This window comes from Kribbella pittospori, assembly GCF_004331465.1.
In the GTDB taxonomy this organism is placed as follows: domain Bacteria; phylum Actinomycetota; class Actinomycetes; order Propionibacteriales; family Kribbellaceae; genus Kribbella; species Kribbella pittospori.
Window position 1 is genome coordinate 128,811 of the sequence record NZ_SJKB01000010.1, and the last position, 11,899, is coordinate 140,709.

The following is an 11,899-nucleotide window of genomic DNA, read 5'->3' on the forward strand; positions in this document are numbered from 1 at the left end:
CTGGTATACCGAACACGTGAGTGATGCTGACAAGACGCCCGCCGTGAAGTCGGCGGCTCGGACCGTGGAGCTGCTCGAGGCGCTGGCCCAGGCCCCGGGCCGACTGACGCTGACCGAGCTCGCGAGCCGGCTCGGTTACCCGAAGTCCAGCATCCACATGCTGCTCCGGACGCTGGTCGGCGCCGGCTGGGTCGAGTCCGACGAACGAGGTACGGCGTACGGCATCGGCGTCCGCGCGCTCCTCGTCGGGACCGCGTTCCTCGACCGCGACGTCGTCAACCAGGTCGCGACGGCACACCTCGCCGCGCTGCGTGCGTACCTCAACGAGACCGTTCACCTGGCCCGGCTCGACGGCGCGGACGTGGTCTATCTGGCCAGTCGCGAGTCGATGCACATCCTCCGCAGCGGGTCCTGGGTCGGTCGCCGGGTGCCCGCCCATTCGAGTGCGATGGGACAGGTGCTGCTCGCGCAACTCTCGCCCGAGGAAGTCGAGGCACGCGTCCCGGCCGAACTCAAGGCGGAAACCCAGCACACGATCGCCGACCACCAGGCGCTCGCGCGTGAGCTCCAGGATGTCCGCGTACGGCGCTGGGCCGCCGAGCGGGAGCAGGACGCCCTGGGCCTGGGCAGCATCGCGGTGGCGATCCCCTTCGGCCGCCCGGCGGCGTACGGACTCAGCTGCTCGATCCCGCTGTCGCGGTTCACCGACGCCCACCAGCGGGACGTGGTCGAGGCGCTCCACCAGCACGCCGAGGAGATCGGCGCCACCTTGCGTCGCCTCCCCAGCGCCTGAGCGCTCGACGTTCGCCGTTCCGGTCACTCCGCGGACCCAACCGTTGACACATCCGGGCTGGCCGCCTACTTTTTCGTCGTCGTTCAACATCACAGATTCTGTTCATGTATGTGAACTCGCGAAGGGACCGCCCATGCATGGTTCGGTTCGGAAGGTGCTCGCGGTGGTCGCCGCCGGAGTGCTGGCCGCCGTTCAGCTGGGATCACCCGCGCAGGCGGCGAGTGATCCCGGTGTCGTCTTCACCAACCCGGTCGCCGCGGACGGGATCACCGCCTGGCCCGGTGACCCGGACAAGACTCCGGAGCACGCGGCGTCGAGCCGCCTCGGAGTGCCGTGCTGGCAGACCAGCAACGAGCTGAAGGACCAGTACATCTACCTGAACATCGACGCGGCCCGGATCCCCGCCGGCGCCACCGATGCGGTGCTTACGGTCAACTACTTCGACACCCCGGGCCAGCAACTGAGCGCGCAGTACGACAGCGTCAGCGCGGCCTTCACGCCGCTGCCGTGGTTCACCTTCCCCGGCACCGGCGCGTGGGCGACCACCCAGTTCCGGATGTCCAACGTCAACTTCCAGAACCGCGCGAACGGCGCCGACATCCGGCTGATGGCCAATGCACCTGGTGGAGTCATCAGCTCGGTCTGCATCTCGTCGGTCAGCATCTCGTTCGCCGACACCACCGGTATCACCGTCACCAACCAGAGTCTGGTGTTCACGCAGGGATCGGGCGCGGTGACGCTCACCTCGACCGTGTCCTCGGTGGCCTGGAGCATCACCGACGACCAGTACCTGCCCGTTGCCTCGGGCAACACCACCAACGGCGCCATCAACGTGGCGACCCTCGGCCCCGGCTTCTACAACCTCCGCCTCACGGCCGGCCAGACGGTCGTCGGTACGACACTCGCCGTCATCCCGCCGCTGCCGGCCGGAATCCAGTCCCCACAGGGCAAGTGGGGCGTGAACACCCACATGAACCACTACTACAACCTCAGCGGCGCACTGATCCGCACCCTCGCCCTGGCCGGCTTCTCCCACATCCGCGACAGCCTCGAGTGGCCCCACGTGGAGTCCGGCTCACCCGGCAACTACACCGTCGAGCCGCAGTACGACGCGATGGTCGCGGACGCGAAGGCGAACGGCATCATCCCGCTCCTGGTCACCGGCTATCGCAACGCGCTGTACGACGGCGGGCACACCCCGAGCACCACGGCCGGATTGGCCGGGTTCGGCCGCTACCAGAGCTTCTGGCTGAAGCACTTCGCCGGCACCACCAACGACATCGAGACGTACAACGAGTACTACCAGCCCGGCTTCAACGACAGCGCCTGTGGCATCACCGGCGCGTGCTTCCTCCAGCTGATCAAGGCGGCCTACCAGCAGACCCACGCGGACAACCCGAACGCGAACGTCATCGTCGACGTCGGCCCGAACAAGGGTGACACCTCGTTCCGCGACCAGCTGCTGTCGCTCGGCGGTCTGGCGTACATGGACTCGATCAACGCGCACATCTACACGTTCCCCGGCCCCGAGGGCGACCTGGACACCCAGATCCAGAACCTGCGCACCGCGGCGAACGCGCACGGCGGCACCGGCAAGCCGATCTGGATCAGCGAGGAGGGCTACCCGACCGCCGCCAGTTCCGGTGGCTCGATGCTCGACCAGGCCCGCAAGTCGATCCGCAACGACACGATCATGATCGCGAACGGCGTCAGCCAGTTCTACTGGTACGACGCCCTGAACGACGGCACCAACCTGGACGACAAGGAGAGCACCTTCGGTCTCCTGCAGGCCCCGGCCGGACCGATCGCCGGGATGGCGCCGAAACCGGGCCTCGTCGCGAAGGCGACCACGATCCGCGCCCTCACCGGCCTCGCCTACAGCGGCCGCGACACCCTGGCCGCGCCGCTGTACTCGTACCGCTTCGGTTCGGGTACGTCGACCACCCGCGTGCTGTGGTCGACCGGCACCGGCTCGTCGTCGGTGCAGCTCAACACCACCAGCCCGCTCCAGGTCACCGACATGTACGGCCACAAGACCACGCTGACCCCGACGCAGGGCGTGGTGACGATGACGGCCGACCAGGACCCGGTCTTCGTGAAGGGCCCGGCCACCGGGGTTGCCGTCACGACGGCACCCCAGGCGAAGGTCGCCGCCGCGGATCCGTCGAACTCGCAGGAGCCGACCGCGGTCACGGTGACGATCAAGGGCACGCCGTTCAACGCCGGCCAGGCCGCCGTGACGGTGGCCGGCCAGACCGAGCAGGCCCTGGTTCTCCCGGGTCGGAACACCCAGGTCACCATTCCGGTGCCGGCGAGCGACACGCTCGGGCCGCGGCACGTCGTCGCGACAGTCTCCCGGCTCGGGAAGACCACTGCCCGCCTGGTCGCCTGGACCACTGTCGAGCCGGCGACCAAGATCCGCGTGGTACCGCAGCTCACCCCGGCGTCGCCAACCGGCCTCGGTGTCGAGCTGACCAACACCAGAGCGAGCTCGCCGGCCACGATCCAGGACCTGACCTGGACCATCGCCGGCCAGCACGGAACCGCCGGCGCCGGCCAGTCGATAGAACCGGGGCAGAGGGCAACGATCAGCATCCCGGTCACCGGCTTGGCGCCCTGGAAGGCGTACGCCTACACCGTTGACCTGACTACGTCCGACGGCAACAAGGTCTCCGCCAAAGGCACCACGGCGTTCGATCCGATCGTGCCTTCGGCAACGACTCCGGTCAGCTCGATCAACCTCGCCACCGACGCCAGTTGGCTCGCGTTCACCCGCCCCTGGGATGGCGCAGCCGACCTGTCCGGTTCGGCCAACTTCCAGTACGACGGGACCGGGCTGACCGTCAACGCGGCCGTCACCGACGACGTGTTCTCGCAAACCGAGACCGCGCCGAACCTGTGGCGGGGCGACGGCCTGCAGTTCGCGATCAGCAACGGGCTGCCCGGCGAGAACGCGACCTCCACCGAGATCGGCGCCGCCCTCCTGCCGACCGGACCGGCCGTCTACAGCTTCGGCACCTCGGACGGCAGCCCGGCCGGACCCACACCAGGCGCCACTGCCTCGATCACCCGCGCCGACGGCGTCACGTCGTACCGGGTGAAGGTGCCGTGGGCGGCGCTCGGGTTCCAGACCGCGCCGGCGGGGCCGATCGCGATGTCCCTTGCCCTGAACGAGAACGACGGCACCGGGCGCGCGGGGGCAATGCAATGGGCGAGCGGCATCGTCACCGGCAAGACCACCACCTTGTTCCTCCCGGGAACGTTCACCAGCTAGCAGAAGGAGTAACTGTGCAGACCACACGACGGAGGACGGGAACGGTCGCCGCGCTGGTGATCACCACCTGCCTCGCGGCCACCGCCTGCTCGTCATCGGGATCCGGGAGCGCGGCAGACAGCGGCGACGGGACGGTCACGATCACGGTCGGGCAGAAGCCGACGCCCGACCAGGCGGCCGCGCTGAAGACGTGGACCGACCGGGTCGCCGAGTTCGAGAAGGCGAACCCGAACATCAAGATCGAGGGTTCGGAGTACGGGTACGACGTCCAGACCTTCCAGGCCGACCTGGCCGCCGGGACGCTGCCGACGGTGGTCGCGATCCCGTACACCGACGTACAGGGCCTGATCGAACGCAAGCAGCTGGCCGACATCACCGACGTCGTCAAGGCGTCGCCGATCGGCAGCAAGATCAACCCCGAGGTGCTGAAGACCGTCCAGGACTCCAGCGGCAAGGTCTTCGGGTTGCCGGTGCAGGCGTACACGATGAGCCTCAACTACAACCGCGCACTGTTCAAGCAGGCCGGGCTCGACCCGGACAAGCCACCGGCGACCTGGGCCGAGGTGCGGACGGACGCCAAGGCGATCGCGGACAAGACCGGCAAGGCCGGCTACTCGATGATGACCACCGGCAACACCGGCGGCTGGGTCCTCACCGCGATGACCTACACGTACGGCGGGACGATCGAGAAGGTGGACGGCGGCAAGGCCTCGGCCGCGTTCAACGACGCGCCGATGAAGAACGCGCTGACCGCCCTGCAGGAGATGCGCTGGACCGACAACTCGATGGGCAGCAACTTCCTGTTCAACCAGAAGCAACTGCTGCAGGAGTTCGCCGGCGGCAAGGTCGGGATGTACATCGGTGCGCCGGGCGACTACCGCGACGAGGTCACCACGATGGGCGGCAAGGGTGAGGACATCGGGGTCGCGCCGCTGCCGCTGGACTCGCCGGACGGCGGCACGCTCACCGGTGGCGCCGTACAGATGTTCAACCCGAAGGCGTCGAAGGCGCAGGTCGAGGCCGCGGTGAAGTGGGCCGAGTTCTTCTGGCTGGAGAAGTTCACCGACCAGGACCACGCTGTCACGGACGCGAAGACCGCGAACGCGGACAAGGTGTACTCCGTCGGGCTGCCGATGCTGTGGCTGTTCGACGACGCGTCGCAACAGCAGTACAACTCCTGGATCAAGCCGTACGTGAACACGGTCCAGGCGAACTTCACGCCGTACACGTCCAAGGCGGCTTCGCTGAAGCTGATGATCGAGCCGCCGGTGGCCGGGCAGAAGGTGTACGCGAGCCTCGACTCCGTCGTCCAGACCGTGCTCACCAAGAAGGACACCGACATCGGCAAACTGCTCGGCGACTCGTCGAAGACAGTCGACGGGCTGCTGACCAACCCGTGAGAGGACGTACGACGAAGTGGGTCCGGCACGGCGGGATCAGCACCTTGGTGTTCCTGGTCCCGACGTTGCTGGTCTTCGGGTTGTTCTCCTGGTGGCCGATCGCCCGAGGCCTCGTCCTCGCGTTCCAGCAGACGAACCTGATCACTCCGGCCGAGTGGGTCGGCTTCGACAACTTCCGTAAGGTGCTGGCCGACCCGCTGTTGTTCACCGCCGTTCGGAACACTGCGTGGTTCGCCCTGCTGGCGTTGGTGTTCGGCTATCCCGCGCCACTCGCACTCGCGGTCTTCGTCCGTGAGTTGCGTCGCGGCCGGGCGATGTTCTCGGTGCTCGCCTACCTGCCCGTGGTGCTGCCGCCGGTGGTGGCGATCCTGCTCTGGCGGGTGTTCTACGACGCGAGCGACGAGGGCCTGTTCAACACGCTGGCCCGGGGTATCGGTCTCGGTCCGTTCCAGTGGTTGCAGGACGCCCACTGGGCGATGCCGAGCATCGTGCTGGAGGCCACCTGGGCGAACGCCGGGGCGACGATGATCATCTATCTGGCCGCATTGTCCGGCGTACGCGCGGATCTCTACGAGGCAGCCGAGATCGACGGGGCCTCGATCTGGCGGCGGGTGGTGCATGTGACCTTGCCGCAACTGCGGACGATCCTGCTGATCACGTTGCTGCTGCAGATCATCGGGACCTTCCAGGTGTTCACCGAGCCGTTCCTGTTCACCGGTGGTGGGCCGGCGAACGCGACGACGACGATCCTCCTGCTGCTGTACAACTACGCCTTCATCAACGGCGACTACGGAGAGGCCACGGCGTTGTCGGTGCTGCTGGCGATCTTCCTCGGTCTGCTGTCGCTGCTGTACTTCCGGCTGACGCGGCGCTGGAGCACGACGTGAGCGCCCGGGGCGAGGACCGCGGTCTCATCTCCGCGGCGGACCGGCGTCGTCCGCTCGTGCGCTGGACGCTCGGCAGCGGTCAGGTCCTGATCCTGGTCCTGCTCGCACTGGCCGGTCTCGGGCCCATCCTCTGGCTGGCCAAGGCGGCCATCTCGCAGCCTCACGACATCGCGTCGAACCCACTCGGTCTGTGGACCGGGCAACCGCAGTGGCAGAACATCGAGACAGCCTGGTCCCGCCTGCGGGTGGGTCCCGCACTGATCAACACGGTCTGGGTCGCCCTCGGCAACTGGGCAGTGTCGGTGCTGGTGGCAACGACCGGTGGCTATGCGCTGGCGATCCTGCGGCCGAGGTACGCCAAGATCATCGACGGTGCTCTGCTCGCGACGCTGTTCATCCCTGGGGTCATTTCGCTGGTGCCGCTCTACCTGACGGTCATCGACGTACCGATCGTCGGCGGGACGTTGATCAACACCTACTGGGCGATCTGGCTGCCGGCCGGTGCGAGCGCCTTCAACGTCATCATTACCGGCAGGTTCTTCGCGCAACTGCCGGCCGAGCTGTTCGAGGCAGCCAGGATCGATGGCGTCGGCAACTTCCGGATGTTCACCTCGCTGGTACTGCCGCTGTCCGGGCCGATCATCGGCGTGGTGTCGCTGCTGTCGATCATCGCGGCCTGGCGCGAGTACCTGTGGCCGAAGCTGGTCCTGCCGGACCGGACCAAGCAGCCGTTGTCGGTGATGCTGCCGTCGATCCGCGACAACGTGCAGATCAACCTGTTCATGGCCGGACTGCTGATCTCGGTGGTGCTGCCGATCATCATCTTCCTGCTCTTCCAGCGCTACTTCCTCCGCGGGGCCGGTCTGGCCGGCGGGATCAAGGGCTGACCATCAACTCGAAGGAGAACGCGTGACGGTGACCCGGGTGCTCGTGACGGGGGCGAGCGGCATGATCGGTCATGCCGTCGTCGACGATCTGGTTGCCCAAGGCATCTTTGTGACCGCACTGGACCGGATCGAGCCGGACGGACTGCCGGCCGATCGGATGGTGATCGGTGACGCCCGCGACCCGGCCGCGGTCGACGAGGCGATGGCCGATGCGGATGCGGTGATCCACCTGGCCGGGCTGGCCTCGCCGGGTCACGGTACGCCGTTCGAGGTCTTCGGCGGCAACACCCGTGCGACGTTCGTCGTACTGGAGGCCGCCGGCAGGCGGGGGATTCGGCGGGTCGCGCTGAGCAGCAGCTACTCGATCACCGGGTTGCCGTTCGCGGCCGGGATCCGGCATCCGGCGTACCTGCCGGTGGACGAGAACCTGCCGGTGCAGATCGAGGACCCGTACGGGCTGTCCAAGCAGGTCGACGAGGCGACCGCGTTGATGATGACGCGGCGGCACGGCCTGACGGTGGTCGCGCTGCGCCTGCCGTTCGTCGCCGACGAGAAGCGCCGGCGCGATCGGCTCGCGGCGACCACGGCCGATCCGCTGTACGGATCGGCCGAGCTGTGGGCGTACCTCGACCTGCGCGACGCTGCACGGGCGTTGCGGTTGTCCCTGACCGCGCCCGCGTCGGGGTTTCACGCCGTACTGGTTGCGTCCCCGCAGACGTTGGCGCCGTATCCGACCGAGGAGTTGCTGGCGCGGTATCACCCGGCGGTCCCGGTACGGCGCGCGCTGCCGGGTCGCGCCGTACCGATGGATCTGTCCCGGGCTCGCGACCTGCTCGGGTTCACCGCGGAGCATCGGGTCGAGCTCGACCTCCGGCCTCTTCCCGCCGACCTCACCCGGGCCGCCGGGTAGCGAAAGGACAGCTATGCCTTTGTTCGACAAGCCGCTGCCGGAGTTGCACGAGTATCGCCCGGAGCGCAGCGAGCCGGCCGACTTCGATCTGTTCTGGCGGGACACCTTGGCCAAGGCCGAGACCGATCCGCTCGAGCCGGCGTTCGTCCGGTACGACGCCGGGCTGTCGACCGTGGAGGTGTGGGACGTGCGGTTCACCGGGTTCGGTGGGCATCGGATCGCGGGCTGGTTCCTCGCGCCGCGTGAGGTCGCCGGACCGCTGCCGACGGTGGTGCAGTACCTCGGGTACCAGGGTGGGCGGAACTGGCCGATCGACTGGCTCGTGTACCCGGCCGCCGGGTACGCCGTACTCGTGATGGACACACGAGGTCAGGGCACCGACACCGCCGACCCCGATCCGGGCGCGAACCCGCAGGTGCCCGGGTTCCTCACTCGCGGACTCGTCGACCGGGATTCCTACTATTACCGGCGCGTGTTCACCGACGCGGTCAGGGCGGTGGACGCGGCACGGACTCATCCGATCGCCGACCCGGCCCGGATCGTCGTCGCGGGCGGCAGCCAAGGGGGCGGGATCGCGCAGGCGGTGGCCGGGCTGCGGACGGACGTCGCCGCGGCGCTGATCGACGTACCGTTCCTGACCCACTTCCGGCGGGCGGCAGAGATGGTGGACAAGACCGGGTACGGCGAGATCGCCGACTACCTCGCCCGTCGGCGGGTGCCGCCGGAGGACGTGTTCGGCGTACTCGACTACTTCGACGGGGTGAACCTCGCGGCCCGGGCGACGGCTCCGGCCCGGTACTCGGTCGCGTTGATGGACGCGGTCTGCCCGCCGTCGACGGTGTTCGCGGCGTACAACCACTACCGCGGTCCTGCAGAGATCGACGTCTGGCCGTACAACGGCCATGAAGGCGGCGCTCAGGTGCAACGGATGCGGCAACTGCGATGGCTGGGGGAGACGCTGTAGCTTGCCTGGCGGTCGAGGACCACCCTATTGTCGACGTATGAAGAGTTCTGCAGATGTGCAGGGCAGCACGGCGATCGACGCCTGCAACATCCGGGTCGTCGACCCGGAGCGGGTGGCGAGCGTCAATGCCAGGATGCCGGGGGAGGACGACATCGTCGACACCGCCGACGTCTTCGGCCTGCTCGGCGATCCGCGCCGGCTGAAGTTGCTGGTGGCGCTGCTCGACGGCGAACTGTGCGTCTGCGACCTCGCCGCGGTGACCGGGCTGAGCGAATCCGCGACCTCGCACGCCCTCCGGCTGCTGCGAGCCCACCGCGTGGTCGCCGTACGGCGGGACGGCCGGATGGCGTACTACCGCCTGGACGACGCGCACGTGCGGATGCTGGTCGACCTCGCTGTCGCGCACACCGAGCACACCGACGCCATTCACCCGGAGAGGTCCGGTTCATGACGGCCGAGGCGCACGGCCACGGGCACGGGCATGGCGTGAGCACCGAAGCGGACCGGAAGTTCCTCAGCGGCGCGCTCGCGCTGATTGTCGGCTTCATGGTGGCCGAGGTCGTGGTCGGTCTCGCGGCCGGATCGCTGGCCCTGATCACCGACGCGGCGCACATGCTCACCGACGCGATCGCGATCGTCCTCGCGCTGATCGCGATCCGGTTGGCCGCCCGGCCGCCGGCCGGCGGGTTCACGTACGGCTTCAAGCGGGTCGAGATCCTGTCCGCCCAGGCCAACGGGATCACGCTGCTCCTGCTGGCGGCGTACTTCGTCTACGAAGCGATCAACCGGATGATCGACCCGCCCGAGGTGAAGGGCGCGCTCGTGCTGATCACCGGTGTCGCCGGCATCGCGGTCAACCTGCTGGCCACCTATCTGATCAGCAAGGCGAACCGCTCCAGCCTGAACGTCGAAGGCGCGTTCCAGCACATCCTCAACGACCTCTTCGCGTTCATCGCGACGGCCATCGCTGGTCTCGTCGTCCTGCTCACCGGCTTCGCCCGCGCCGACGCGATCGCCGCGCTGGTCGTCGCCGCGCTGATGCTGAAGGCGGGCGTCTCGCTGGTCCGCGACTCGGGCCGGATCTTCCTCGAGGCCGCGCCGGCCCGGATCGACCCACAGGCCCTCGGCACGGAGTTGTGTGCCGTCGACGGTGTGGTCGAGGTACACGACCTGCACGTCTGGGAGATCACCTCCGGGGAACCGGCCGCGTCCGCGCACATCCTCGTCGCGCAAGGGCTCGACTGCCACCAGATCCGGGTCAAGGTCGAGGAACTACTGGCCGAGCGCCATCAGCTGACCCACTCGACGCTCCAGGTAGACCATGCCTCCGGCAACGATCTCGACGCGCACTGCAGCGACGCGCACGGCACCGTGCACCGCTCGATCACAGCCGCTGGGACAGGACCTGACCCGGCCATTCCCAATCATTGACCGGCACCGTGAACTCCACGTCCCGCACGAATCCCTGCTTCTCGTAGTACCGGACCAAGGCGCCGTCCCCGCCCGCGAAGCAGTCCACCCGGATCAGCCCGACACCGGCCTCCCGCGCCAGCCCGCGCGCGTGGTCGAGCAGCTCGCCGCCGATGCCATTTCCCGCGGAGGCCCGATCGGTCACCAGCAGCCGGACATACAGCTCCGGCTCGTCCACGGTTGGTACGTACGACATCGCCGGGCCGACTGCGAGCGCCCCGACCACCCGGCCGTCCGCCTCGGCCACCCACAGCCCGTCGTCGGCGAACCCGGTGATCTGCGCGACCCGGCGCGGATTGGTCGAATGCGCCTCCGTGCCCCACTGATCGGTCCGGCCACGAGCGACCAGCCACTCGGTCGCCCCGTCGAGCAGTGCCAGCACCGCCGGTACGTCGTCCCGCCCCGCGCGGCGGATGGAGATCTGCACGAAACTCAGAATAGTTCGGGGGACCATGTCGAAACCGGTCCACCGGCCTCTACCTCAGGGTGTAGAGAGGAGCTCACCATGAGCGGCAAGAACCAGAAGCTGGACAAGACCTTCACCGCGGCGCTGCAGAAGAGCCCGGCCAAGGGCGGCTGGACCTACCTGCAGATGCCCGGCTCGGCGGAGTACTTCGGCACCCGCGGGCTGGTGAAGGTCCGCGGCACGATGGACGGCCACCCGTTCGAGAGCTCGTTCATGGCGCTCGGCGACGGCACCCACAAGCTGCCGGTCAAGGGCGACCTGCGGGACCGGCTGGGCAAGGAGCCCGGTGACGAGATCACCGTTCACCTGCAGGAACGCCTCGGCTGAACCGGTTAGGCCCGGGCGCGTGACCGTGGTCACGGGCGGTCATGTCCTGAGTAAGGACTGTGTGAAGAATCAGTCCTGACGGGCCGCACGGGTGTGGATCATCCGGCGCCGGACCGTAAGTTCGGTCCGGGTGGTCAGTCGAAGTCAGGAGTGAACGAAGTGCAACGGGGCTCACGGGGTACGCCGTCGGCGTGCCCGAAACCAACTGTGCCGGGGTCGTCGTGACGACACTGAACAAGATTCTCGCCATCGCCGGGACCGTGCTGGTTCTCGGCGGGCTGGCGCTCGGCTTCCGGTCGGTCTCGGCCGGCGGCACGGACTGCGGTTCGGCCTTCCAGCCGGCCGGTGGGGTCACTCCGATGGCGTGCGACGGTTCGCTGAACAGCGCAGGCACCCTGGTCACGATCGTGCTCAGCGCCGGCGTGCTGTGCCTGATCGCGGCGGTCACCCTCCGGGTGGTCCTCGCCAGGGTCGTCCGTGCCAAGGTGAACGCCTGAATTCAGGTGCAGGCAGCAGGTGGT

General features: G+C 68.3%; 12 protein-coding genes. 11 read left to right on the top strand and 1 reads right to left on the bottom strand.

What is annotated here, in order from left to right; genetic code table 11:
• The first annotated feature begins 16 nt into the window (after positions 1 to 16).
• The 9 genes from E0H73_RS29425 to E0H73_RS29465 all read left to right on the top strand — a co-directional run bounded on the left by E0H73_RS29425 (position 17) and on the right by E0H73_RS29465 (position 10,546).
• Positions 17 to 793, top strand: a complete 777-nt coding sequence (locus tag E0H73_RS29425; RefSeq protein WP_131361854.1) for an IclR family transcriptional regulator — start codon at positions 17 to 19, stop codon at positions 791 to 793.
• 133 nt (positions 794 to 926) lie between these two features.
• Positions 927 to 4,067, top strand: coding sequence for a sugar-binding protein (locus tag E0H73_RS29430; protein ID WP_131361855.1), 3,141 nt, complete (start codon positions 927 to 929; stop codon positions 4,065 to 4,067).
• Between the two features lie 14 nt (positions 4,068 to 4,081).
• Complete coding sequence (locus tag E0H73_RS29435; RefSeq protein WP_165555872.1) at positions 4,082 to 5,467, top strand: extracellular solute-binding protein; 1,386 nt, start codon at positions 4,082 to 4,084, stop codon at positions 5,465 to 5,467.
• Positions 5,464 to 6,354, top strand: coding sequence for a carbohydrate ABC transporter permease (locus E0H73_RS29440; RefSeq protein ID WP_131361857.1), 891 nt, complete (start codon positions 5,464 to 5,466; stop codon positions 6,352 to 6,354). The genes E0H73_RS29435 and E0H73_RS29440 overlap by 4 nt, the downstream gene beginning before the upstream one ends.
• Positions 6,351 to 7,241 (top strand): carbohydrate ABC transporter permease, encoded by an 891-nt coding sequence (locus E0H73_RS29445; RefSeq protein WP_131361858.1) that lies wholly within the window; start codon positions 6,351 to 6,353, stop codon positions 7,239 to 7,241. Before E0H73_RS29440 ends, E0H73_RS29445 begins: the two co-directional genes overlap by 4 nt.
• Positions 7,242 to 7,263: 22 nt before the next feature.
• Positions 7,264 to 8,151: an NAD-dependent epimerase/dehydratase family protein gene (locus E0H73_RS29450; RefSeq protein ID WP_202867610.1), complete on the top strand. Its 888-nt coding sequence runs from the start codon at positions 7,264 to 7,266 to the stop codon at positions 8,149 to 8,151.
• 13 nt (positions 8,152 to 8,164) lie between these two features.
• Positions 8,165 to 9,115 carry an acetylxylan esterase gene (locus tag E0H73_RS29455; RefSeq protein WP_131361859.1) on the top strand — a complete coding sequence of 317 codons (951 nt, stop codon included), beginning with the start codon at positions 8,165 to 8,167 and terminating at the stop codon, positions 9,113 to 9,115.
• Between the two features lie 37 nt (positions 9,116 to 9,152).
• Entirely contained in the window at positions 9,153 to 9,566 is a 414-nt protein-coding gene (locus tag E0H73_RS29460; RefSeq protein WP_131361860.1) for an ArsR/SmtB family transcription factor, read from the top strand.
• A complete protein-coding gene (locus tag E0H73_RS29465; RefSeq protein WP_131361861.1) occupies positions 9,563 to 10,546 on the top strand; it encodes a cation diffusion facilitator family transporter in 984 nt (327 codons plus the stop codon). The genes E0H73_RS29460 and E0H73_RS29465 overlap by 4 nt, the downstream gene beginning before the upstream one ends.
• Here the strand turns inward: E0H73_RS29465 and E0H73_RS29470 are convergent.
• Complete coding sequence (locus tag E0H73_RS29470; RefSeq protein ID WP_238164359.1) at positions 10,500 to 11,012, bottom strand: GNAT family N-acetyltransferase; 513 nt, start codon at positions 11,010 to 11,012, stop codon at positions 10,500 to 10,502. The two genes, E0H73_RS29465 and E0H73_RS29470, sit on opposite strands and share 47 nt — an antisense overlap.
• A gap of 78 nt (positions 11,013 to 11,090) precedes the next feature.
• Between E0H73_RS29470 and E0H73_RS29475 the strand changes: the two genes are divergently transcribed.
• Together E0H73_RS29475 and E0H73_RS29480 are read left to right on the top strand one after the other, a co-directional pair.
• The gene (locus E0H73_RS29475) at positions 11,091 to 11,378 is read left to right on the top strand and encodes a DUF1905 domain-containing protein (protein ID WP_131361863.1); all 288 of its coding nucleotides are present in this window, start codon (positions 11,091 to 11,093) and stop codon (positions 11,376 to 11,378) included.
• 191 nt (positions 11,379 to 11,569) lie between these two features.
• Positions 11,570 to 11,875, top strand: a complete 306-nt coding sequence (locus tag E0H73_RS29480) for a hypothetical protein (protein WP_131361864.1) — start codon at positions 11,570 to 11,572, stop codon at positions 11,873 to 11,875.
• Positions 11,876 to 11,899 lie beyond the last annotated feature (24 nt).

Coding starts and splice junctions, on each gene's coding strand:
- E0H73_RS29460 (WP_131361860.1), top strand. CDS start 9,153: ATGAAGAGTTCTGCAGATGTGCAGGGCAGCACGGCGATCGACGCCTGC.
- E0H73_RS29430 (WP_131361855.1), top strand. CDS start 927: ATGCATGGTTCGGTTCGGAAGGTGCTCGCGGTGGTCGCCGCCGGAGTG.
- E0H73_RS29455 (WP_131361859.1), top strand. CDS start 8,165: ATGCCTTTGTTCGACAAGCCGCTGCCGGAGTTGCACGAGTATCGCCCG.
- E0H73_RS29475 (WP_131361863.1), top strand. CDS start 11,091: ATGAGCGGCAAGAACCAGAAGCTGGACAAGACCTTCACCGCGGCGCTG.
- E0H73_RS29465 (WP_131361861.1), top strand. CDS start 9,563: ATGACGGCCGAGGCGCACGGCCACGGGCACGGGCATGGCGTGAGCACC.